We start from the raw sequence: 22,816 nt of genomic DNA, 5'->3' as shown, positions 1-22,816 counted from the left end.
CTCTCCAGATATCTGCACTGCCAAGAGCTGTGAGAGCTTTTGCTGCCTTGAAAAAGAATGGCTAAATAAATCATCCAAGACAGTTGCTCCCACAGAGAGATTGGGGGCTGGAGGCCTGTTGCCCTGACCCGGCCATCGCGTTGTGCCATGTAGACCGCATTCAGCTTTTTGGGGGGCTGCTGCGCAGCCCAGCGGGGATAAATCCCCTCGCCACAATGAGGTTCCCTACAACAATGAATTTCCTCACCACAAGGGATCGGCATGGCTTGGTTGAGCGGCATGCCCCTGGGGGTGCTATTTGCGCTTGAGCATCTCTGGCAACTGCGCCACCAATTTCTGGTTATTCAACGGCGCACGGATGAAGCCACGCTGGGTGCCGTCTGGACCGATCACGGCGAGGTTGCCGCTGTGATCCACTGTGTAGTTGGGCTTGCTGGTGTCCGCCGGGATGAACGGTATGCTCACTGCATTCGCCAATTTTTGCAGGTCTTCGATGGATGAAGCAGTGAGGCCTTTGAACTGCGGATCGAAGTACCCCAGGTACTGCTTGAGCTGCTTGGGCGTGTCGCGGTTCGGGTCGACGCTCACCAGTACAATCTGCAACTTATCCACAGCCTCTTTTGGCAACTCGCTCTTGATCTGGCGCAGTTGGGCGAGGGTGGTGGGGCAGATGTCCGGGCAGAAGGTGTAGCCGAAGAACAGCAGGCTCCATTTATCCTTCAAACCATCCACTGCCACGGGCTGGCCGTCCTGGTCGGTCATTTTCACGTCCGGCAGGGTGCGGGCCTGGGGCAGCAGGATGATGCCGGCGTCGATCAGGGCCGTTTGGTCGCCCTGGCCTTTGCCGGTCAGCACCTTGTTGATGGTCAGGCCGAGGATCAGTGCGATCACGGCCACGAGGATGAAGACGGTTTTCTGGGTTCGGGTCATAGGCTCAACAATAAGTAGTGATCTACAAGCAGGGCGATGAACAGCAGGAACAAGTAGTAGATAGAGTACTTGAACGTGTTGATCGCCGCGTGCGGCCGACTGCCACGGTACAACACCACGGCCCATTGCAGGAACCGGGCGCCGAGTACCAGGGCGCAAACCAGGTAGAGCAGGCCGCTCATCTGGATCACGAACGGCATCAGGCTCACCGCCAGCAGCACCAGGGTGTAGAGCAGGATATGGATTTTGGTGTAGTGCTCGCCGTGGGTGACCGGCAGCATCGGGATGTCGGCCTTGGCGTATTCCTCTTTGCGGTGGATCGCCAGGGCCCAGAAGTGCGGCGGGGTCCAGGCGAAGATGATCAGCACCAGCAACAGCGGTTCGGCGCTGACGTGGCCGGTGGCGGCGACCCAACCCAGCAGCGGTGGTGCGGCGCCGGCGAGGCCGCCGATGACGATGTTTTGCGGTGTGGCCCGTTTGAGGAAGCCGGTGTAGACCACCGCGTAACCGAGCAAGGAAGCCAGGGTCAGCCAGGCGGTCAGCGGGTTGGTGAAGGCCAGTAGCAACGCTTGCCCGGCCACGGCCAACGCCAGGGCGAAGGTCAGGGCGGCGGCGGGGGAGACGCGGCCTTCGGCCAGGGGGCGTTTGTGGGTGCGGGCCATGACGGCGTCGATGCGTCGGTCCACCACGTGGTTGACCGCCGCCGCGCCGCCGGCACACAGGGCGATGCCCAGGTTGCCGAACACCAGCACGGTCCACGGCACCCCGGCGCGGGTGGCGAGGAACATGCCCACCAGCGAGGTGATGAGCATCAGCACCACCACCTTGGGTTTGGTCAGCTCCAGGTAATCGCGCCAGATCGCCCGGCTGTGGCGTGTACCGGTCAGGGTTGCCATGGCATCTCTCCTTTAATGGTGATGGGGCTGACGCTGTGTTTATGCGGATTGAACCGCCAGCGCAGCGGGACCGGATGCTTGACCCGGACCAGGCTGGTGCGGGCGTGATAGTTGACCAGCACCAGGGTCAGCAGCAGCGCGGCGCCCCCGGCGTTGTGGGCGACGGCCACCGGCAGTGGCAGGTGGAAGAGCACGTTGCTGATGCCCAGGGTGATCTGCGCGGCCAAGGCGACCAGCACCAGGCCAGCCAGCCGGGTCATGCCGACCCTTCTCAACTGCCAGGCCAGCCCCAGTAACACCAGGGTCACCAGCAAGGCGCCGATACGATGGGTCAGGTGGATGGCGGTGCGCGCATCGCTGTCGAGTTGGCCGCCCAGATAGTTCGGGCCGATGTGTTGGGTCAGGTGGAAGCCGTTGGCGAAATCCGCCGGTGGCAGCCATTGGCCGTGGCAGGTGGGGAAGTCGATGCAGGCCACCGCGGCGTAATTGGAGCTGACCCAGCCGCCCAGGGCGATCTGGCCGATCACCAGCAGCAGCCCGGCCGTGGCCCAGTGTTGCAAGCGCTTGGGCACGGTCAGCGCCGGCAGCACCCCGGACAGTCGCAAGGTGAGCAGGAACAGCAGGCTCAGCGTCGCGAAGCCGCCCAGCAAATGTCCGGTCACCACCTGCGGCCATAACTTCAGGGTTACGGTCCACATGCCGAATGCCGCTTGCGCGAAAACCACCGCCAGCAGGAACAACGGCAACTTCAATGGCTGGCCCGGGCGGTGGCGGTTCATCCAGGACCGTGCCGCCAACGCTACGATCATCAAGCCCAGGGTCCCGGCGAAGTAGCGATGGACCATCTCGTTCCAGCCCTTGTGGGCTTCCACCGGGGCGTCGGGAAAATGCAGCTCGGCATGGGCCAGTTGGGCTTCGCTCTTGGGCACGCTGATGAACCCGTAGCAGCCGGGCCAGTCCGGGCAACCGAGGCCGGCGTGGGTCAGGCGGGTGTAGGCGCCCAGCAATACGACGATCAGTGCCAGCAGCGTGGCAAACAGCGCAAGGCGAAATCCTGGTTTGGCCATGTCGATGCCCTCATCCGATGTTCGACAGTTTCAACAGGTGCCGCAGGTCGTTGAGCAGGTCCTTGCCCTTGACCCGGGCGTCGTAGCGCAGCACCAGGTTGCTGTGGGGATCGATGATCCACAGTTGGGCGCCGTCGGTGTTCTGAACATCTTTCTGATAGACCGGCAGGTCCAGCGGGTAGCGTTGCAGTTGCGGGTATTCGCGTTGCAGTTGGGCGTCATATTCGGCATCCAACGGTTGGGCGATGGCCAGGGCATGGCTGGCGCGGGAAGCGTCGCGACCGAGGCCGATCTGCACCTGCCGGGCCAGGTAGACCAGTTGCCGGCAGTCCACCGAGCATTCCTTCGGCGCCGTGACGAGGATCTGCCAGCGCTGTTCATCGGCCTGTACGCCGATCTCGGCGCGGGTCTGACCGGTGCCGATCAGTTCGCCGTGGTAGCTGCGGCTGTCCGGCACCCAGAACTGGAATTTGTACATGCCGGTGGCCAGGATCATCGGGCCGACGACCCCGAACACGATCAGCAGCAATTGCAGACGGCCCTTGCGGCGGCTGTGGGCCGAGGGTGCCTCAGACGTGTTGGTTGGATTCATGGCGCTTCCCATGGTGTCTCCCTGCGTTATGCCATCCGAGATAAAGAAAAAGGCCGAACAGTGCCGCCGCCATGGCGAACCACTGCACGGCATAACCGAGGTGCTTTTCCGGCCCCATGCTCACCACCGGCCAATCGGTCCGGTAGACGCCGGGGCCGCCTTGTTGGCGCAATTCATAGGCGAAACCGTGGCGGCCCAGCTCGGCCCAGAGCTTGTCCGGCTCGATGGCGGTGACCAGGCGTGGCCACGGTGCACCGCTGGGGTCGGCGTGGAGTTGGAACGTGGTGCCGGGTGCGACGTAGACCCAGGCCTCCAGGTTCAGGGGCTGTTCGGGGGTGTCGAAGGCCGGCGGGGTGCGGCGGTCCGGCCACGGCAGCCAACCCCGATTGACCAACAGCCACAGCCCGGTCCGGTGGTCGAGAAAGGGTTGCAGCAACTCGACGCCGACCTTGCCGTCGTGCTGGCGGTTATCCAGCAGGATGCTGTGCTCGGGGTCGAACTGACCGCTGAGCTGCACCGGTCGAAAGGCCGGGTCCGCCGTCTGCTGCAGCTCGGCGCTGTCCATCGGCAGCGCCACGCGACGCTCGGCGTAGTTCGCCATGAGCACGCGTTTCTGTTCGCCCCGGCTCAATTGCCAGAAGCCCAGGCACACCATCACCGGCACCAGGATGGCCACCACCAGTGACGGCACGAGCCCCGGCCGGAAGCCTTTCATGGTGCCGCCCGAAAGTCATCGAACGGGAAAGCTATACTCACGTGCATCGCGTCCCCCCGGAGTGTCCCTGATGCTAAAAGCAGCCATCGTCCTGATGCTGATCGCCACGGTTACCAGCCTGTTCAGCGGCCTGTTTTTTCTGGTCAAGGACGAAAGCGATTCCAATCGCCTGATGATCGCCCTGGCGATTCGGGTCAGCCTGGCCGCTGTCACCGTCGGCTTGATCGCCTGGGGCTTCTTCAGCGGCCAGTTGGTGTCCCACGCACCCTGGTAAAAACAGCGCTAGAGCACGTAGACGAAGATGAACAAGCCGATCCACACCACATCGACGAAGTGCCAGTACCAGCTCGCCGCCTCGAAGCCGAACTGATGCTCGTTGTCGAAGTGCCCGCGCATGATGCGCATCAGCATCACGAACAAAATGATCGTGCCGATGGTGACGTGGGCGCCGTGAAAACCCGTGAGCATGAAGAACGTCGCGCCGTAGACCCCGGAGCCCAGGGTCAGGCCCAGTTCCTTGTAGGCGTGGATGTATTCTTCAGCCTGGAAGCCCAGGAACGCGCAACCCAGTAGTACGGTGATCGCCAGCCACAGCTTCAGCGCGCCACGGTGGCCTTTTTTCAAGGCGTGGTGGGCGATGGTGACCGTGACGCTGGAGCTGACCAGCAACACGGTGTTGAGCAGCGGCAGGCCCCAGGGGCTGATGACTTCCTTGGGGGCCGGGAAGAGTTTCGGGTCGGGGTTGTTCAGCAAGGGCCAGGTGAACTGGAAGTTCGGCCAGAGCATATGGGCCAGGCCCTTGGTGCCTTCGCCGCCCAGGGCCGGTCCCGAGACGTGGCGCACGTAGAACAGCGCGCCGAAGAAGGCGATGAAGAACATCACCTCGGAAAAGATGAACCAGCTCATGCCCCAGCGAAACGAGCGATCGAGCTGTGGGCTGTACAGCCCGGCGCGGCTTTCCTTGACCACCGCGCCGAACCAGCCGAACAGCATGTAGGCCAGCAGCAGGCCGCCGACAAAGAAGATCAGCGGGCCGTGGGATTCCGGTCGAGCCGCCTTCAGGTCGTTGAACCAGGTCGCCAGGCCATACACCGTGACGAACATCCCGACCGTGGCGATGATCGGCCATTTGCTCTGGGCCGGAACGTAATAGTGTTCGTGAGTTGCCATTTATTGTTCTCCTTATCGGGCACGCTATCGTTCAGTGTTTTGAGCCACCGGTGGATGACGAGCGGTGATATCGAACAGCGTGTAGGACAGCGTCAGGTGCTTCACATCCTTGGGCATGTCCCGGTCGACGATGAAGCGCATGGGCATTTCGATCCGTTCACCGGGTTGCAGCACTTGCTGGGTAAAACAAAAGCATTCGGTCTTGTGGAAATACGCCGCCGCGGTGCTCGGCGCGATGCTCGGAACGGCCTGGGCGCTCATCGGCCGGTCGGTGGGGTTGTGGGCCACGAAGACCATCTCGTTCACCGCGCCCGGCTGCACCACCAGTTGATCGCCCTTGGGGTAGAAGTCCCAGGGCATGTCCACCGCATTGGTCGACAGGAACTGCACGCGAACCTGCCGCGATGCATCGGCCACCTGCTCGCCCTCGTACTGCCCGGCGGTCTTGCCATTGATGCCGAACGCTTTGCACATCACGTCGTAGATCGGCACTAGGGCAAAACCGAAGACGAACATCGCCACCACCACGATCATCAGGCGGGTGACCAGTTTTTTCATCGAAATCGAATCAGCCATGGTTTCCATCCCGTGCACCGGACCCTGTGGGAGCGGGCTTGCTCGCGAAGAACGATAACGCGGTATTTCCGTCAGACCGCGTCGGCCGTTTCGCGAGCAAGCCCGCTCCCACAGGAGGCCTATGTGTCATCTCATTTCACTTCCGGCGGCGTAGTAAAGGTGTGATACGGCGCCGGCGACGGCACGCTCCATTCCAGCCCTTCGGCCCCATCCCACGGCTTGGCCGGTGCCGGCTCGCCGCCGCGGATGGTCTTGATCACGATGAACAGGAAGAAGATCTGCGTAGTGCCGAACATGAACGCGCCGATGGACGACACCATGTTGAAGTCGGCGAATTGCAGGTTGTAATCCGGAATCCTCCGGGGCATGCCCGCCAGGCCGACGAAGTGCATGGGGAAGAACGCCATGTTCATCCCGATGAACGACAGCCAGAAGTGCAGCTTGCCGAGGGTTTCGTCGTACATGTGGCCGGTCCATTTCGGCAGCCAGTAGTAGGCCGAGGCGAAGATCCCGAAGATCGCGCCGGGCACCAGCACGTAATGGAAATGCGCGACCACGAAGTAAGTGTCCTGGTACTGGAAGTCCGCCGGGGCGATGGCCAGCATCAGCCCTGAGAAACCACCGATGGAGAACAGGATCACGAACGCCACGGCGAACAGCATCGGCGTCTCGAAGGTCAGCGAGCCCTGCCACATGGTGCTGGCCCAGTTGAACACCTTCACCCCGGTGGGCACGGCGATCAGCAGGGTGGCGTACATGAAGAACAGCTCGCCCACCAGTGGAATGCCCACCACGAACATGTGGTGCGCCCAGACGATGAACGACAGGAACGCAATGGCCGCCGTGGCGTAGACCATCGAGGTGTAGCCGAACAGCGGCTTGCGCGAGAACGCCGGGATGATCGAGCTGACGGCACCGAAGGCCGGCAGGATCATGATGTACACCTCGGGGTGCCCGAAGAACCAGAACACGTGTTGGAACAGCACCGGATCACCGCCGCCGGCGGCACTGAAGAAGCTGGTGCCGAAATGGATGTCCATCAGCATCATCGTCACGCAACCGGCCAGCACCGGCATCACCGCGATCAGCAGGAACGCGGTGATCAGCCAGGTCCAGACGAACAGCGGCATTTTCATCAGGGTCATGCCGGGGGCGCGCAGGTTGAGGATGGTGGCGATCACGTTGATCGCGCCCATGATCGAGCTGATCCCCATCAGGTGGATGGCGAAGATGAAGAACGTCACGCTTTCCGGCGCATAGGTGGTGGACAGAGGGGCGTAGAAGGTCCAGCCGAAGTTCGGCCCGCCGCCGGCGGTGAACAGCGTGGACACCAGCAGCAGGAATGCGGCCGGCAACAACCAGAAGCTGAAGTTGTTCATGCGCGGCAAGGCCATGTCCGGCGCGCCGATCATCAACGGGATCATCCAGTTGGCGAGGCCGACGAAGGCCGGCATCACCGCGCCGAAGACCATCACCAGGCCATGCATGGTGGTCATCTGGTTGAAGAATGCCGGTTCCACGATCTGCAGGCCGGGCTGGAACAGCTCGGCGCGGATCACCATGGCGAACGAGCCGCCCAGCAGGAACATGGAGAAGGCGAACCACAGGTACAGCGTGCCGATATCCTTGTGGTTGGTGGTCAGTACCCAGCGCATCAGACCCTTGGCGGGGCCGTGGGCGTGGTCGGCGCCGGCATGACCGTGGTCATCGATCACAGCACTCATGTCCTGTCTCCTTCGAACGGATGGGCTGGACGGCGCGGGGCGATGAGCCCCGACCGGTTGCGGGAACACACGTCAGGCCGGCTCATTTGCTTTCCGCCTGTTTGAGTTCCAGCACTTCTTTAGGCGTGACCATGTCGCCCTTGTTGTTGCCCCAGGCGTTTCGTTCATAGGTCACGACGGCGGCGATATCGACCTCCGACAATTGCTTGCCGAATGCGGCCATGGCGGTCCCCGGTTTGCCGTGGAAGACAATGCTCAGGTGATCGGCCTTCGGCCCGGTGGCGATCTTCGAGCCCTTGAGCGCTGGGAACATCGGTGGCAGGCCTTGGCCTTCGGCCTGGTGACAGGCTACGCAGGTGGTGTGGTAGATCTTGTCACCACGTTCCTTGAGTTCTTCCAGGGTCCATTCCTTGCTGGTCAACTCTTTGAGCTGCGCGGCTTCAGCCTTGCGTTCGCCCAGCCATTTTTCATAGTCGGGTTTGCTCTTGACCTCGACCACGATGGGCATGAAACCGTGGTCCTTGCCGCACAGCTCGGCGCATTGGCCGCGATAAATGCCGGGCTTGTCGATCTTGGTCCAGGCCTCGTTGACGAAGCCGGGGATGGCGTCGCGCTTGACCGCGAAGGCCGGTACCCACCAGGAATGGATCACGTCGGCGGAGGTCACCAGAAAGCGCACCTTGGCGTCGACCGGCAGCACCAGTGGCTTGTCGACTTCCAGCAGGTAGTGTTCGCCCTTGGTGCTCTGGTTATGGATCTGGTCGGCGGGGGTGGCCAGGTTGCTGAAGAACTCGACGTCCTGGCCCAGGTATTTGTAATGCCACTTCCACTGGTAGCCGGTGATCTGGATATCGATCTCCGACTCGCTGGAGTCGTACATCTTGATCAGGGTCGCGGTGGCGGGAATCGCCATGGCCACCAGGATCAGGAAGGGCACGATGGTCCAGAGAATCTCGACGCGGGTGTTTTCGTGGAAGTGGGCCGCGTTCTGGCCGGTGGAGCGGCGGTGCATCATCATCGACCAGAACATGGCGCCGAAGACGATGAGGCCGATCACTACACAGATCCAGAAGATGGTCATGTGCAGGTCGAATACTGCATTGCTGATCTGTGTCGCTCCAGGCGCCATATTCACAGTCCAGGCAGCTTGCGCCTGGCTGAAAATCGAACACAACAGGAGGCCCATCCAAACATGTGGATGTCGCGTCATTGCGGGTTCCCCTTATCGTTCTTGTTATCCCGTAGGCATAAAGCCTGCGGCAAGGAGAGCGGCTACATCAGACTACGAACTCGAACCGCCATGCCTTGCTGCCGTACATCGGGTTCATCAGCTAACTCCATTCAGAACCGAGTATAGACAGCGACTGCAACCTCGCAACGCGATGGCGTAAATCGTTTGAAACAGACAGGACTTGCGCTGGAAGCCGCGAATGGAGAAGGATGCGAAACCAGATGATGGCAAACCGATATAACAGCGACGCATCAAGGAAGAGGCAGTTATGACAAATAGGTCTTAGGCGTGTTTATTCGCCAGCTAAGTTATGTCTTCCCTATTTCATTGCCTTTGTTTTCCTGGAGTTGTCATGAACACCGCCGCATTGCGCGAGCAGATCCAAAAAGCCCAACAACACGAAGCCGAGACTGGCCAGTTGGCCCGTCAGCTGGAAAGCCAGTTACCGCACCTGCACCGGGCTATCCAATTGCCAGAGACGAACGCCAACGACGTCCTGGCGCGGTTTGTCGCCGCCTACATCGATGAAGTTCCCGACCTGCTGGATGCAGCCAACGAGGTCGCCAAGGAGGCGGGCATCGAGCCGCAAATCAAACCGGTGCTGAAAATCGCCGAACAGTATTTCCTCCAGCCGCCGACGATCATGGCCGGCCATGTCGGGCTCGACAGCCTCTTGGACGAAGCCTACCTGGCCCATCGATTCGTCGAAGAGGTCAACGACCTGTACATCAAGCATTTCGGCCAGCCATTGATCCCCTTGGACATGACGGTCGCCAATCTGATTGCCCACCAGTTGATCGGCGAAGCCTTTGCCAACCAGCTCGATGAAGTGGTGCATCACGCCTTTGACGAGATGCTCAACGACGAGACATTTGCCTTGGAGTCGGTGGAAACCTATCGCGAGAAACTCAGCAGCCCGCACACCGGCGCCGCCTGGAAGCGCTGGCCGTGCATGTCGCGGCGCTTGGGTGTGGGGTTGGAGCTGGATCAGCCGGCGGCTTGATCCAGAGCTGATTCTCCACAAAAAGCTGTATTTGTTACAAAACCCTGTGGGAGCGGGCTTGCTCGCGAAAGCGGAGTGTCAGACAACCACTTCGTTAGCTGATACACCGCTTTCGCGAGCAAGCCCGCTCCCACATTTGTTCATCAGGATGCGCTCCGCTTTCAAGCCTTGAAATCTCTCATCGAGGCAAAGGAATTCGCGATCTTCCGATAGATCAAGTGATCGTCCAGGTCAGTGTCGCCATCGCTGTCGGCGTCGTTGGCGTTGACGACTTCTCGATAGAGTCCTTTGTTGTAGCCGCTGACCGTCACGACTGAGTCGGGGGCGGTCATGTCGGAATCTTTCTTGTAGAGGCCGATATTGACGTCGGGTAGTGCAGCGTTCTGGCTATTGCTGCCAAACGAAACCATGATGCATTTGTACAGCCGCTTCTCATCCATGCTACTCAACGTGACCATGGCGCTGGCCAGGTCGGCGGCAAGGGTGTAGTAGGACGCGTCATCTGCGTCGATGTCGTCGTCGCCTTCGACATCATCCACACCTTCAGCGGTTTCATATCTGCCATTGGCATCGGCATAGGCCGTGACGACGACATCGGGCTTGAGCCCAGGCCTGTAGCCATTGTTATAGCGAGAGATTATGGCTTCGGACACGCCATCTTCATTAGAGTCGTTGAACTTGTATACCAGTGTGTAGTTCATGGAATGCTCCATGGGAGATAGGGAAGATACCTCCTCTACAAACTAAATCTGGCTCAACGGATGCGTCTACTGTCATAGCTGACAGGTGTACGTGGGTACACCTGTTCCAAGTGCCAATCTGTGGGAGCGGGCTTGCTCGCGAAAGCGGAGTGTCAGACAGCCTCTTGGTTAGCTGTTACACCGCCTTCGCGAGCAAGCCCGCTCCCACATTCGTTCATCAGCGTGTCAGGCAGAGGCTGCACCAACCCCGGCCGTTGTCCGCAAGCGTCCCTCCAACCGGCGCTTGAGCCCGCGGGATTCGATCAGCAGCTTCGATCCTTTGCTGGCGTTCGCCCGGCCCCATTCTTCCAACAGCTCCAGGCAGGAGTGGTCGATGTAGCTCAGGTTGTTGAGCGGCACGTGCACCGTCACGCCTTGGGGGATGGTGCCCAGCACCTGGGTCAGCGCCGGCACCTTGAGAAAGGTCGCCGCACCGACCAGGCGCAGTTCCATCTCACCTTCCTGAGGAAGATCGACCAGGCTGATTTTCAGTCGCGAAGCTTTCCAGGCCAGTTTCGCCAGGGTCAGGCCGAAGCCGATCAGCACGCCGGTCAGCAGGTCGGTGAAGATGATCGCCAACGCCGTCGCGGCATAGGTGAACATCGGCATCCGGCCATAACGGCCCAGGCCGCGAAACGCCTTGAGGTCCACCAATTTGAAGCCGGTGTAGACCAGCACGCCCGCCAGGCTCGCCACCGGAATGCTTTGCAGCACACTGGACAGCAACAGGACAAAAAGCAGCAACCACAGGCCATGGAAAATCGTCGACATCCGCGTAGTGGCCCCGGCCTGGACGTTGGCCGAACTGCGTACGATCACCCCGGTCATCGGCAAGGCACCAAGCAGGCCGCAGAGCATGTTGCCGATGCCTTGGGCGGACAGTTCGCGGTCGAAGTCTGCCCGCTCGCCGCTGTGCATGCGGTCCACGGCGGCCGCCGACAGCAGGGTTTCGGCGCTGGCGATGAACGCGACCGTCAGGGCAGCGACCAGCAACATTGGATCAGCCAGGTTCATCAGGTCTGCGGGGCGCAGCCAATCGATGGCTTCAGCGAGGTTGTCCGGCACTTCGACCCGCTTGACCTGCAGGGCCAGCACGAGGCTGGCAACGGTGGCCAAGCTTACGCCGAGCAAGGCGCCGGGTATGAAGCGCAGGCTATGAGGGCGAAACTTTTCCCACAGCCACATCACTGCAATCGTCGACAGACCCAGCAGGCCGGCCTGCCAGCCGAACGACGGCAACGCCTGGGCGACTGCGCCGGGGAACGCCGTCAGGTTATCCAGCCCTGACGGCTTGGGCGCCGCATCGAGCATCACATGAACCTGGGACAGCACGATCAGTACGCCGATACCCGCCAGCATCCCATAGACCACAGCAGGTGCGGTGACCCGGAACCAGCAGCCCAGGCGAAAACGCCCGGCCAGCAATTGCAGGAACCCGGCCAGCAACAGGATCGGCCCGAGCATGCCTACGCCATGTTGGCGCACCAGTTCGAAAACCAGCACTGCCAACCCGGCGGCCGGCCCGCTGACTTGCAACTTCGAACCGGCGAGAAAGCCCACGATCAGACCGCCGACGATGCCGGTGATCAGACCCTTGGCGGGCGGCAGGCCGGAGGCAATGGCAATGCCCATGCACAAGGGCAGCGCCACCAGAAACACAACCACCGAAGCCAGCAGCTCCCGTGGCAGAACAGCTTTCAATTGAGCAGCACGCATGGTGACTCTCCCGAAGATTCTTCAGGCATGGCAAGGCCCGCCCGCTCGAAGAGCAGGAAGGCTTGACCACGCAAGGATTTATTTAGGAGCGATTAGAAGCGCGCTTTGGGCGTCGCGACCGGGATCGGATGGCTGCCATCGAGCGGCAGGAAACGACCCTGGTCCGCATCGAAGGCTTTGATCTCGCTGGTCTCGATGTTGTACACCCAGCCATGGATGAACAACTGGCCGCTGGCCATGCGCGAGGCCACCGAAGGGTGCGTTCGCAGATGCTGCAACTGTGCGATCACGTTTTCTTCGGTGAGGACGGGCATGGTCTGTTTTTCGTCGCCGCATGGGCAGTTGTCGTGGACCATGGTCTTGGCCACTTCGGCGTGGCGCAGCCAGGCTTTGACCGTGGGCATTCTTTCCAGGGTTTCAGGGTTGAGCACCGCACGCATGGCGCCGCAATCGGAATGGCCGCACACAATGATGTGCTGTACCCCAAGGGCCAGCACGGCATATTCGATGGCGGTGGAGACGCCGCCGTTCATTTGTCCATAAGGCGGAACGACGTTGCCGACGTTGCGGGTCACGAACAAGTCGCCTGGGGAGCTGTGGGTGATCAGCTCGGGCACGATGCGCGAATCGGCGCAGGTGATGAACATCGCTCGGGGCGATTGGGCGGTGGCGAGTTTCTTGAAGAGTTCTTCCTGCTGCGGGAAGACTTCGTGATGGAAATGCAAAAAGCCGTCAACAATATGCTGCAGCGCTGCATCGGCGGTTTCCGCCTCGGGTTGGGCTGAAGCCGACGCAGCCAACGGCTGTTTATCCTTGTCACTCATGATTCATCCTCATAACGCCAGTGGCTGGTTAAAAAACATCCAGGTCGAAGGGTTCGACCCGTCAGTCACTCGATGAATAAGGTAGCGGTTGAAACTTAACTCAAACTGAATCGGAGGCTCTAGGACAATGATTTCGGGCATGACCTAAAGTGCAGGTGCCTTCCTGTCCGACCTGTGCTGCTGGGCAACTTCAGTCAAATCAGCGACATCTGCCGACCCGGCGGACAAAACGCCTCGCAGTCGAGATTGTAACCTTCGCGCCGGTCGAGGCCCAAGCGCTTGATCGCCTTGGCGAAGCGCTGGGCCAGCAGGTCGGCAAAGGGACCTTCGCCGCGCATGCGTTTGCCGAACTGGCTGTCGTACAGCTCGCCGCCACGGCTCTGGCGGACCAGGCTCAACACATGGGCGGCGCGCTGCGGGTAGTGGGCCTGCAACCACTCCTCGAACAGCGGCGCGACTTCCAGCGGCAGGCGCAGCATGATGTAAGAGGCACTTTGGGCACCGGCGGCATGGGCTTCGTTCAGCAGGCTTTCGATTTCGCAGTCGTTGATCATCGGAATCATGGGCGCGCACAACACCCCCACGGGAATGCCTGCCTCCCGCATCACCCTGATCGCTCGCAGCCGCGCCTTGGGCGCCGCAGCGCGGGGTTCGAGAATACGCTTGAGCTCATCGTCCAGGGTAGTGAGGCTGATCATCACTGCCACCAGTCTCTGCCGGGCCAGCTCGGTGAGCAGGTCCAGGTCCCGCAGAATCAGCGAGCCCTTGGTCACGATGGTCACCGGATGACGATAGCGCAGCAGCACCTCCAGGATCCGACGGGTGATGCGCTGTTCGCGTTCGATGGGTTGGTAAGGATCGGTATTGGAGCCCAGGTTGATCGGCGCGCATTGATAGCCGCGCTTGGAGAGCTGCTCCTCAAGCACGTCGGCGGTGTTGCTCTTGGCAATCAGCCTGGTTTCGAAATCCAGCCCCGGCGACATGTCCCAATACGCATGGCTGGGCCTTGCATAGCAGTAGATACAGCCGTGTTCACAGCCCCGATACGGGTTGATCGAACGATCGAAAGGGATATCCGGCGAAGTGTTGCGGGTGATGATGGTCTTCGCCGTTTCGAAACTCACTTCGGTGCCTTGGGTCAGCGGTACTTCCTGATACCAGCCATCATCCTCGACCACCGAACGACTTGGGGCGAAGCGGTTGTGCGGATTGGCGGCGGTGCCACGGCCGCGAGGCGGAAGGGGAACTGACATGGGGAATACTCCAATGCTGTATGTACATACAGTATCGCCTGCCTTCGGATTGGACCAGTGCCATTCAGCGCCTGAGCGAATGTTGGCCCATTTGCGGACCGCAATTCACAACACTTTGACGTCCTTGTTACAGGTTTTTTACCGGGACGGGTCGAAACTGCTCCACCTCGAATTCCTTTGTTTGCGGCCTTCTCTGCATGTTCAAGCTCCGCTCCCGTTCTCTGTGTTGCCTGGCTTTGCTGATGGGGCTGGCCGGGCCTTACGCCCAAGCCGCTGATGTCGTACAAACGAGGCCCGCCGAGTGGGCGCAGCCGGTGGAAAAGGATTACAACCTCTACCAGATGTCACCCACTCTTTACCGCAGCTCCCTGCCGGATGGCGGAGCCCTGCCTCTGCTGACGAAGCTCAGGATCGGTACGGTCATTACGTTCCTGCCGGAATCCGATGCGCGCTGGCTCTCCACCCCCGGCATCGAGCAGGTACGGTTGCCTTATCGCACCAATCATGTCGACGACAGCGACATCCTCCGGGCCTTGCGTGCCGTCCAGGCCGCCGAAGCCAAGGGGCCCGTGCTGATGCACTGCAAGCACGGTTCTGATCGCACCGGGCTGGTGGCGGCGATGTACAGGGTGGTGGTGCAGGGCTGGAGCAAAGAGGACGCGCTGAACGAAATGACCGAAGGCGGTTTCGGTGACAGCCATCACTTCAAGGATGGGGTTCGTTACATGATGCAGGCCGATGTGGACAAACTCCGTCTTGCTTTGGCGAACGGTGAATGCAGCACCAGCGTGTTCGCCCTTTGTTCCTTGAAGAGCTGGGTCAATTCGACCACCACAGCCCATCACCTTGAGCCGCAAATCATCCTTCCCGAGCGCTGATCGGTGATGTGCCTGAGAAGGCGGCGATGGAGACGGATAACGGTCGTGAGTCACCTGGCGCAAAAATGGTTTCGCGTAACGCGCGGCCGGTTGTGGGGTTGAATATGCCGTCGTGCTTGAACCGCTGGAACACGTTCATGGCCAGTTCCTTCGCCCAGACATAGGCGTAGATCGTCGCCCCGTAGCCGGTCACCAAGTAGTCCAGGCCATTGGGCCAGCGCTCGTTCGGGGACACCGGCAGATGCCCTACCTGCGCGTTGGCTTGGTCAAATACTTGCTGGACGGTCCGTCCGTCGCCGTGGGTGCGGTGCAGTTCGATGTCGAATAATGCGCTGCGCAACAGCACCGCGGTTTCCCAACTGGTCTGGGTACGGGCGAAGGTCAGCAGTTGAGTGGCGACCTCGTCAGGCATCCTTTCTCCGGTTTGGTAGTGCTTCGAGATCCGCACTAGACATTGCCTGGAGAAGCACCATTGCTCGAACAGGATCCCGGCAAATTCGGCGGTATCGCGAGACAGACTGTTGATGCCTGATAGATCGCGATAGTCGGCGCGGGTCAGGACATGCTGCAGGCAATGGCCGAATTCATGGAAAAGGATTCGCAGTTGCAGATGATCGAGCAGGACTGGGTCTGGTCCTTCGCTGCGCGGCAGCCAGGCATGCAGCGTGGCGATGGGATGCCTAGGGCGCCCCTCGGCGGTGATATGGCGGTTTCGCAGGGTGGTGGTATTGGGAAAGCCGTCTCGGTTGGTGTCCGAAAATGGATCGAGATAGATGTAGCCAATGACCGTGCCCCACTCGCTGACTTCGAACAGACGCACGTCCGGGTGCCAGGTCGTCACATCCTGTCGCTCGACGAAGTCGACGCCGAACAACTCCGTCGCCATCCGCAACAGCTGGGCAAACGTGGGCTCCAATGCAAACCAGACACTCAGTGTTTCCTTGGACGCGCCTGCTGCTTGCTGGCGAAGTCGATTCGCCAGGTAGGCGTAGTCCCAGGGCTGGAGGTCGCTGAGACCTTGCTGCGCGGCAAAAGCCTTGAGCTGTTCGGCGTCCTGTTTGAAGTGGCGCTGCTGTCGTTCGAGCTGTGCCCGCAGGAACGTCATGACTTCTTCGGTGGAGGCGGCTTGCTCTGGCTCGATCGCCAGCTGGGCAAAGTCCGAATAGCCCAGGGAGGTGGCGTACTGATGACGGTCATCGAGCAATTGCCTGAGTACGTCGGTGTTGTCGAACTGGCCTGCGTGTGGGCCTTGATCCGATGCGCGGGTGCTGTAGGCCTCGTACATCTGTTGACGTAGGAAGCGGTTGTCGGCGTAGTGAGTGACGATGCCGAACGATTCATCATTAAGCGTCAGCAGCCATCCCGTTTGGCCGGCTTCGCGCGCCTGACGGGCCATCTGTTGCTTGAACCGCGAAGGCAGGCCGCTTAGCTGGGCTTCATCGTCAAAGGTTTTGCGCCAGGCCCGGTTGGCCATTTGCAGGTTTTCCAGGAATAACCCCTGGACCTCTTTAATGCGCAGCTTCAGCAGGCTCTGGCCTGCCGGCATGTCCTGCTGAAATTGGCGCAGGATTTTCTTCAGGACCCGCGTGCGAGTCGGTGCGAAATGCTTGGCGATCTGACTGTCCGCCAAGCGCCGATAGAGCTCGAACAGGGTGGGGTGTTGTTTCAGCGCAGCCACGAAATCATGTAACCGTTCACTGCAATCCAGGGAAGCCCGGGCCCAGGCATCCCCTGTCCGGGTCGTAGTCAAAATGTGCAGCAGGTAACCGAAGCCTTCCAATCGTGTGTGGATTTCATCCATGGCCAACACGAGGTCGTCCCAGGTGGGAAAGGGCGTCTGGGTCTTGATGATGTGGGCCACCTGATCGCGGCTTTCGGCAAGCAGTCGGTCGAGGGCGGGTAAGAAGTGTTCGGCTTGAATCTGCGAAAATGGCGGCAGGTCATACGCCTGCAGTAGGGGATTATCATCGTGGGGCATGGAGAGCCTTCCTGTCTGTCTGGGCTGGCCAGTCTGGGCAGGAAGGCGTGAGGCCTGGCGGTATATATGTATCGCTCCCGGGCCGGGCGGCCCGGAAGGTGATGCCGGAGATGTCAGTCGGTTTTTTTCTTCAGCTTGGGGTTGGGAAAGAACTGCACTGCCTGGACCTTGGCGTCCGACACTTTAAGCGCCGACGTGTTGACCCGGGTGCCGAGTTCCTTGGGCACCGACAGACCTTGTTCATTGAGCGTGTCGGAGTAACCGCAGGCGACGCACTCGCGATGAGGCACGCCGTCTTCGTTCCACATCATCAACTTGTCCGGCTCGCTGCACGCCGGGCAGACTGCCCCGGCGATAAAGCGTTTTTTCGTGATCACAGGCCCCTCGCTCATGCTGCCGCGTCCTCGCTCAGGCCGCTATGGCGCAAGAGTGCGTCAATCGACGGCTCACGGCCACGGAAGTCGACGAACAGCACCATCGGCTCCTGGGAACCCCCACGGGCCAGGATCGCCTCGCGGAAAGCGCGACCGGTGTCGGCGTTGAGCACGCCGTCTTCCTCGAACTTCGAGAACGCATCGGCCGACAGCACTTCCGCCCACTTATAGCTGTAGTAGCCCGCCGCGTAGCCGCCGGCGAAGATGTGGGCAAAGCTGTTGGGGAAACGGTTGTAGGCCGGTGGACGCATGACCGACACCTCGTCGCGCACGCCCTCGAGCACTTGCAGGACGTTGCGACCGTCGCCATGGGTGGCGTGCAGCTCGAAGTCGAACAGCGAGAATTCCAGCTGGCGGACCATCATCAGGCCGGACTGGAAGTTTTTCGCCGCGAGCATCTTTTCCAGCAGGTCCTGGGGCAGCGGTTCTCCGGTTTCGTAGTGGCCGGAAATCAGCGCCAGGCCTTCAGGCTCCCAGCACCAGTTCTCCATGAACTGGCTCGGCAGTTCCACGGCATCCCAGGCCACGCCATTGATGCCGGATACGCCGGCGTGCTCGACGCGGGTCAGCAAGTGGTGCAGGCCATGGCCGAATTCGTGGAACAGCGTGGTGACTTCGTCGTGGGTCAGCAGTGCCGGTTTGCCACTGTCGGCGGGGGTGAAGTTGCACACCAGGTTGGCGACCGGGCTTTGCAGCACGCCATCAATGGTGCGACGACGGTCCCGGGCGCCGTCCATCCAGGCGCCACCACGCTTGTTGGCGCGGGCATAGAGATCGAAGAAGAAGCGGCCGACGTGCTGGCCGTTCTCCTTGATTTCGAACAGGCGCACGTCCGGGTGCCAGCTATCGAAGCCTTTCAGTTCGGCGATCTCGATGCCGTACAGACGCTGGACGATGGCGAACAGGCCGCTCAGGACCTTGTCGATCGGGAAGTAGGCGCGCAGGGCTTCCTGGGCCACGCTGTAACGCTGCTGGCGCAGTTTTTCACCGTAGAAACCGCTGTCCCAGCTTTGCAGGTCGGGGCAGCCTTGCTCGGCGGCGAAGGCTTTCAGTTGTTCCAGGTCCTGGGCGGCGAACGGCTTGCTGCGCTTGGCCAGGTCACGGAGGAAGCTGAGGACCTGATCGCTGGACTCAGCCATCTTGGTCGCCAGGCTCAGTTCTGCGAAGTTGGCGAAGCCCAGCAATTGGGCCAGTTCCTGGCGCAGATCGAGGATCTGCTCCATCACCGGGCCGTTGTCGTTCTGACCGGCATTCGGGCCTTGGTCCGAGGCGCGGGTGCAGTAGGCCGCGTAGACTTCTTCACGCAGGGCACGGTCTTCGGCGTAGGTCATCACCGCGTAGTAGCTGGGGAATTCCAGGTTGATCAGCCAGCCATCCAGTCCCTTGGCCTGGGCGGCCGCAGCCATTTGTGCTTTGGCCGACTCGGTCAGGCCGGCGAGGGCGGCATCAACGGTGACGTGCTTGGTCCAGGCCTGGGTGGCGTCCAGCAGTTGGTTGGAGAACCGGCTGCCCAGCTCGGACAACTTACTTTGCACCTCGGCGTAGCGTTTCTGCTGCTCCGGCGGCAGGTCGATACCCGACAGACGGAAATCCCGCAGGGAATGTTCGAGGATGGTTTTTTGCGCCACGTCGAAACCGGCGGCCTCAGGGCTGTTCGCCAGGGCTTCAAAGGCCTGGAACAGCTCGCGGTTCTGGCCCAGCTCGGTGGAGTAGGCGCTTAACGCTGGCAGGCAGGCCTCGTAGGCCTCGCGCAGTTCCGGGCTGTTGCGCACGGCATTCAGGTGGCTGACCGGGCTCCAGGCGGCACCCAGGCGATCGTTGAGCTCGTCCATCGCCAGCACCAGGCCGGCCCAGGTAGGCTGTTGGCCTTGGGTCTTGAGGATCTGCGCGATGGCGGCACGGTTGTCAGCCAGGATCTGCTCGATGGCCGGTTGCACGTGCTCGGCACGGATCGCCGAGAATGGCGGCAGGTCATAGGGCTGTAAAAGAGGGTTGTTCACGCTCACGGTTGGCACCTTGGCTGGAAGAAACATCGGCCCATCTTAATTACAATCGACCTTCACCGCAGCTAGCAGCGACTATCAGTAGAAAAGAGAGAGCCTATCGTGACCCTTCGCACGTACCAGAATCACACCCCACGGCTTGCCCGGGGCGCTTTCGTCGACAGCACTGCGGTGGTGATCGGTGACGTTGAAATCGGCGAAGACAGCTCCGTCTGGCCACTGACGGTCATTCGCGGCGACATGCACCGCATCCGCGTCGGTGCCCGTACCAGCGTCCAGGATGGCTGCGTGCTGCACATCACCCACGCCGGTCCTTTCAATCCCGATGGCTTCCCCTTGCTGATCGGCGACGACGTGACCATTGCCCACAAGGTCATGCTTCATGGCTGCACTGTAGGCAGCCGGGTGCTGATCGGCATGGGCAGCATCGTCATGGACGGCGCGGTGGTCGAAGATGATGTGATCATTGGCGCCGGCAGCCTCGTGCCGCCGGGCAAACGCCTCGAGAGTGGCTTCCTGTATGTGGGCAGCCCGGTGAAGCAAGCCCGGCCGCTGACCGACAAGGAGCACGCCTTCTTCACCTACAGCGCGGCGAACTACGTGAAGCTCAAGGATTTGCACCTGGCTGAAGGTTATGACCAGCCCTGAAACATCTGTTGAATCACTGTGGCGAGGGGATTTATCCCCTCACCACAGATGAACCTTCTTGCTACTGATTCATTCACCCAGGAGCTTGCATGCACTACCAGACCGTACTGTTCGACCTCGACGGTACCCTCACCGACCCACGTGAAGGCATCACCCGCTCGATCCAGTTCGCCTTAAGCAAACTGGGTATCGACGAGCCCGACGTGACCCGTCTCGAACATTTCATCGGCCCGCCGCTGCTACAGGCCTTCATGCAGTTCTATGGCTTCGACGAAGCGAAGGCCTGGGAGGCGGTGAATTTCTATCGCGAGCGCTTCAAGGTCACCGGCCTGTACGAGAACCGTGTTTTCGAAGGGGTGATGCCGCTGTTGGAAACCTTGGGCGGCCAGGGCCGGCAGTTGTACATCGCCACCTCCAAGCCCTGGGTCTTCGCCCGGGAAATCGCTCGTCACTTTGATTTTGCGCGGCACTTCAAGGTGATCTATGGCAGCGAGCTGGATGGCACGCGCACCGACAAAGTCGAATTGATCGCTCACTTGCTTGCCGAAGAAAGCCTCGACCCAGCCAACACCCTGATGATCGGTGACCGTAAACATGACCTGATCGGCGCCCGCACCAATGGTCTGGATGCGGCGGCGGTGGGATATGGGTTTGGCAGTCGCGAGGAGCTCATGGCCGAGAGTCCGGCGTATCACTTCCAGACGGTGGATGAGCTGCATCAGGCGTTTTTGCGGGCGTAGCTCGATAGCCGTCACGGGCAAGCCTTGCTCCCATAGAACTCATCGGGCATGAAGGACTCCCCTGTGGGAGCAAGGCTTGCCCGCGATGAGGCCGGCTCAATCAATGGATGCTATGACCCTGCCAACGCCTTCAACGCCGCCTTACGTTCATCCACCGGCAGCCTGCCGAGCTTTTCCACCGCGGCATAAAACGCCACCCAATCGCCCGAGGTCTGCCGGAACAACGCCGCGAACGCCGGCACCCATTGGTCGTAGAGCCCGAACGGCAGCAACCGTGCATTGTTCAGCGGCGCATAGACCCAGGCGTCGTAACGTTTGTCGCCGGCCCACTGGCTGTCACGCATCTGCGCATACTCGGCGCGCAGCCGTTCGAACGCCTGGGCCTTTTTCTGGCGCATCTGTTCGGCTGGCAGGGGCTGGGCGTAAAGCTTTTCCAGTCGTTGACGGGTGTCGAGGATCAATTGAATGAACTGGTCGCGCTGAAGTATCTGCTTGCCATCATCCGGTGCCAGCCCGCGGCTGGCACGCCATTGCCGGGTGCCTTCCTGTTCGACAAAGGTGGCGAAGGATTCGTTGAACTCGGTGTCGTCCTGTACGTAGAAGCGCTGGTGTGCCAGTTCATGAAAAATCAGCGTGGCCAGGCGTTCGTCGCCCCAGTGCATCATCGAGCTCAGGATCGGATCGTTGAACCAGCCCAGGGTTGAATAAGCCTCTACTCCGCCAATCGATACGTCCATGCCACGCAAACGTTGCAAGGCCGCTTCGCCACGGGCGGCACTCTGGCTGTAGAAACCGCGATACGCCACGCAACCGGCGATGGGGAAGCAGTGGTTTTGTGGGGCCAGGGAAAACTCCTGCGTGGCAAAGACATTCCAGACTACATAAGGCCGACCAATGTCCGCATAGAGGCGGTAACTTTTGTTGTCCGGCAGATGCAGATGTGAGCTGGCGAAGGTTCGTGCTTCACGGGCCTGGGCCAAGTGCTGCCGCAAGCGGGCGTCGCGGGTGGGGTCGGCAATCACTTGGTCGACAGGCTCCCTGGCCTGCAACAGCCGCAACTGTCCGCCGATGAGCTGGCTGTAGTAACCGACATTGGAACAACCGTTGAGTAACAAAAGCAGGAGGCCCGGAAACAAAATCCTGAAAACACGGTCGAGTAACCGATGGCTGGAACGCGGCCTGATCAATTGGAGTCACCCTGGGAAAAGTCTGCCCACAAGACTATCCCGCCTGCCCGGAGCTTCGCTATGCGCGTGTTGATGCTGACGAGTGGCTTGTTGCTGCTGACCGGTTGTGCCAGCTTGCCCGACCCTGATCCTTCGCAAGCGTGGATCGATCTTGGCAACCATCAGGATACAGCGCTGCAAGCGCTGGAAGTCGATGACAAGATGTCCGTGGACAGGCGTTATTTCGAAGTGCAGCCCGGCGCCCATGAGCTGACCGTGCGTTATCAGTTTGCCGTCGAGCCCGGCAATATAGGCCCGGATGCCGAGCCGTTGTGGCGGGATTGTCGGTTGAATGTGAAATTCAAGGACTTCAACGCAGGCCAGCGTTACCAGTTGCAGGCCGGCAGCATCGGTTTCCGTCCGTGGGCCAAGCTCTATGATCAGCAGCGCAAGGTCGTGGGCCAAGGTACGCCAGCGGGCTGCCAGCAGAGTTGATCGGCGCTATGCTCAATACTCGACTTCAGGAAATTCA

General features: G+C 60.9%; 23 protein-coding genes. 6 read left to right on the top strand and 17 right to left on the bottom strand.

All coding sequences use genetic code 11. The features are described from left to right. Positions 1-294: 294 nt before the first annotated feature. The 5 genes from FBY02_RS25100 to FBY02_RS25080 are packed head-to-tail and all read right to left on the bottom strand — an operon-like array spanning position 295 to position 4,200. Positions 295-930 carry an SCO family protein gene (locus FBY02_RS25100; RefSeq protein ID WP_144930894.1) on the bottom strand — a complete coding sequence of 212 codons (636 nt, stop codon included), beginning with the start codon at positions 928-930 and terminating at the stop codon, positions 295-297. Next, a complete protein-coding gene (gene cyoE, locus FBY02_RS25095; RefSeq protein ID WP_144930893.1) occupies positions 927-1,826 on the bottom strand; it encodes a heme o synthase in 900 nt (299 codons plus the stop codon). The genes FBY02_RS25100 and cyoE overlap by 4 nt, the downstream gene beginning before the upstream one ends. Then, positions 1,814-2,893 (bottom strand): heme A synthase, encoded by a 1,080-nt coding sequence (locus FBY02_RS25090; RefSeq protein ID WP_144930891.1) that lies wholly within the window; start codon positions 2,891-2,893, stop codon positions 1,814-1,816. Before FBY02_RS25090 ends, cyoE begins: the two co-directional genes overlap by 13 nt. A gap of 10 nt (positions 2,894-2,903) precedes the next feature. Further along, positions 2,904-3,497: a hypothetical protein gene (locus FBY02_RS25085; protein ID WP_144930889.1), complete on the bottom strand. Its 594-nt coding sequence runs from the start codon at positions 3,495-3,497 to the stop codon at positions 2,904-2,906. Continuing rightward, complete coding sequence (locus tag FBY02_RS25080; RefSeq protein WP_144930887.1) at positions 3,463-4,200, bottom strand: SURF1 family protein; 738 nt, start codon at positions 4,198-4,200, stop codon at positions 3,463-3,465. The genes FBY02_RS25085 and FBY02_RS25080 overlap by 35 nt, the downstream gene beginning before the upstream one ends. A 70-nt stretch (positions 4,201-4,270) precedes the next feature. Between FBY02_RS25080 and FBY02_RS25075 the strand changes: the two genes are divergently transcribed. Continuing rightward, complete coding sequence (locus tag FBY02_RS25075) at positions 4,271-4,474, top strand: twin transmembrane helix small protein (RefSeq protein WP_144930885.1); 204 nt, start codon at positions 4,271-4,273, stop codon at positions 4,472-4,474. Between the two features lie 8 nt (positions 4,475-4,482). Here the strand turns inward: FBY02_RS25075 and FBY02_RS25070 are convergent, their stop codons facing one another. The 4 genes from FBY02_RS25070 to coxB all read right to left on the bottom strand — a co-directional run bounded on the left by FBY02_RS25070 (position 4,483) and on the right by coxB (position 8,880). Then, positions 4,483-5,370, bottom strand: coding sequence for a cytochrome c oxidase subunit 3 (locus tag FBY02_RS25070; RefSeq protein WP_144930883.1), 888 nt, complete (start codon positions 5,368-5,370; stop codon positions 4,483-4,485). A gap of 24 nt (positions 5,371-5,394) precedes the next feature. Further along, complete coding sequence (locus tag FBY02_RS25065) at positions 5,395-5,946, bottom strand: cytochrome c oxidase assembly protein (protein WP_047704029.1); 552 nt, start codon at positions 5,944-5,946, stop codon at positions 5,395-5,397. Between the two features lie 131 nt (positions 5,947-6,077). Continuing rightward, positions 6,078-7,670: a cytochrome c oxidase subunit I gene (gene ctaD, locus FBY02_RS25060; protein WP_144930880.1), complete on the bottom strand. Its 1,593-nt coding sequence runs from the start codon at positions 7,668-7,670 to the stop codon at positions 6,078-6,080. An 82-nt stretch (positions 7,671-7,752) separates the two neighbouring features. Further along, a complete protein-coding gene (gene coxB, locus FBY02_RS25055; RefSeq protein ID WP_144930879.1) occupies positions 7,753-8,880 on the bottom strand; it encodes a cytochrome c oxidase subunit II in 1,128 nt (375 codons plus the stop codon). 373 nt (positions 8,881-9,253) lie between these two features. Here coxB and FBY02_RS25050 point away from each other — a divergent pair, with 373 nt between their 5' ends. Next, positions 9,254-9,904: a hypothetical protein gene (locus FBY02_RS25050; protein WP_144930877.1), complete on the top strand. Its 651-nt coding sequence runs from the start codon at positions 9,254-9,256 to the stop codon at positions 9,902-9,904. Positions 9,905-10,065: 161 nt separating this feature from the next. On the opposite strand, the gene FBY02_RS25040 is transcribed toward FBY02_RS25050, so the two are convergent. From FBY02_RS25040 to FBY02_RS25020, 4 genes are all read right to left on the bottom strand, one after another. Next, entirely contained in the window at positions 10,066-10,605 is a 540-nt protein-coding gene (locus FBY02_RS25040; protein ID WP_144930875.1) for a hypothetical protein, read from the bottom strand. A gap of 225 nt (positions 10,606-10,830) precedes the next feature. Continuing rightward, the gene (locus FBY02_RS25030; protein ID WP_144930873.1) at positions 10,831-12,360 is read right to left on the bottom strand and encodes a SulP family inorganic anion transporter; all 1,530 of its coding nucleotides are present in this window, start codon (positions 12,358-12,360) and stop codon (positions 10,831-10,833) included. A gap of 92 nt (positions 12,361-12,452) precedes the next feature. Next, complete coding sequence (locus FBY02_RS25025; RefSeq protein ID WP_144930871.1) at positions 12,453-13,184, bottom strand: carbonic anhydrase; 732 nt, start codon at positions 13,182-13,184, stop codon at positions 12,453-12,455. Positions 13,185-13,378: 194 nt separating this feature from the next. Then, complete coding sequence (locus tag FBY02_RS25020) at positions 13,379-14,437, bottom strand: PA0069 family radical SAM protein (protein ID WP_144930869.1); 1,059 nt, start codon at positions 14,435-14,437, stop codon at positions 13,379-13,381. Positions 14,438-14,634: 197 nt separating this feature from the next. Here FBY02_RS25020 and FBY02_RS25015 point away from each other — a divergent pair, with 197 nt between their 5' ends. After that, positions 14,635-15,315, top strand: a complete 681-nt coding sequence (locus FBY02_RS25015; RefSeq protein WP_144930867.1) for a tyrosine-protein phosphatase — start codon at positions 14,635-14,637, stop codon at positions 15,313-15,315. Here FBY02_RS25015 and FBY02_RS25010 read toward each other — a convergent pair. From FBY02_RS25010 to prlC, 3 genes are all read right to left on the bottom strand, one after another. Beyond that, positions 15,296-17,293 (bottom strand): M3 family metallopeptidase, encoded by a 1,998-nt coding sequence (locus tag FBY02_RS25010; protein ID WP_144930865.1) that lies wholly within the window; start codon positions 17,291-17,293, stop codon positions 15,296-15,298. The two genes, FBY02_RS25015 and FBY02_RS25010, sit on opposite strands and share 20 nt — an antisense overlap. 113 nt (positions 17,294-17,406) lie before the next feature. Further along, positions 17,407-17,685, bottom strand: a complete 279-nt coding sequence (locus FBY02_RS25005; protein WP_144930863.1) for a YheV family putative zinc ribbon protein — start codon at positions 17,683-17,685, stop codon at positions 17,407-17,409. Further along, positions 17,682-19,760, bottom strand: a complete 2,079-nt coding sequence (prlC, locus tag FBY02_RS25000) for an oligopeptidase A (protein ID WP_178111920.1) — start codon at positions 19,758-19,760, stop codon at positions 17,682-17,684. The genes FBY02_RS25005 and prlC overlap by 4 nt, the downstream gene beginning before the upstream one ends. A gap of 72 nt (positions 19,761-19,832) precedes the next feature. Between prlC and FBY02_RS24995 the strand changes: the two genes are divergently transcribed. Then, complete coding sequence (locus FBY02_RS24995; protein ID WP_144930860.1) at positions 19,833-20,378, top strand: gamma carbonic anhydrase family protein; 546 nt, start codon at positions 19,833-19,835, stop codon at positions 20,376-20,378. 89 nt (positions 20,379-20,467) lie between these two features. Next, positions 20,468-21,118, top strand: a complete 651-nt coding sequence (locus tag FBY02_RS24990) for an HAD family hydrolase (protein ID WP_144930859.1) — start codon at positions 20,468-20,470, stop codon at positions 21,116-21,118. A 110-nt stretch (positions 21,119-21,228) separates the two neighbouring features. Here FBY02_RS24990 and FBY02_RS24985 read toward each other — a convergent pair whose 3' ends face one another. Then, positions 21,229-22,305 (bottom strand): aminopeptidase, encoded by a 1,077-nt coding sequence (locus FBY02_RS24985; protein ID WP_144930857.1) that lies wholly within the window; start codon positions 22,303-22,305, stop codon positions 21,229-21,231. Between the two features lie 60 nt (positions 22,306-22,365). Between FBY02_RS24985 and FBY02_RS24980 the strand changes: the two genes are divergently transcribed. Then, positions 22,366-22,779: a hypothetical protein gene (locus FBY02_RS24980; protein ID WP_144930856.1), complete on the top strand. Its 414-nt coding sequence runs from the start codon at positions 22,366-22,368 to the stop codon at positions 22,777-22,779. Positions 22,780-22,816 lie beyond the last annotated feature (37 nt).

It is taken from the genome of Pseudomonas sp. SJZ078 (assembly GCF_007828255.1).
In the GTDB taxonomy this organism is placed as follows: domain Bacteria; phylum Pseudomonadota; class Gammaproteobacteria; order Pseudomonadales; family Pseudomonadaceae; genus Aquipseudomonas.
The sequence above is the reverse complement of the archived record's forward strand: the minus strand, read 5'-3'. Positions and strand labels throughout refer to the sequence as shown.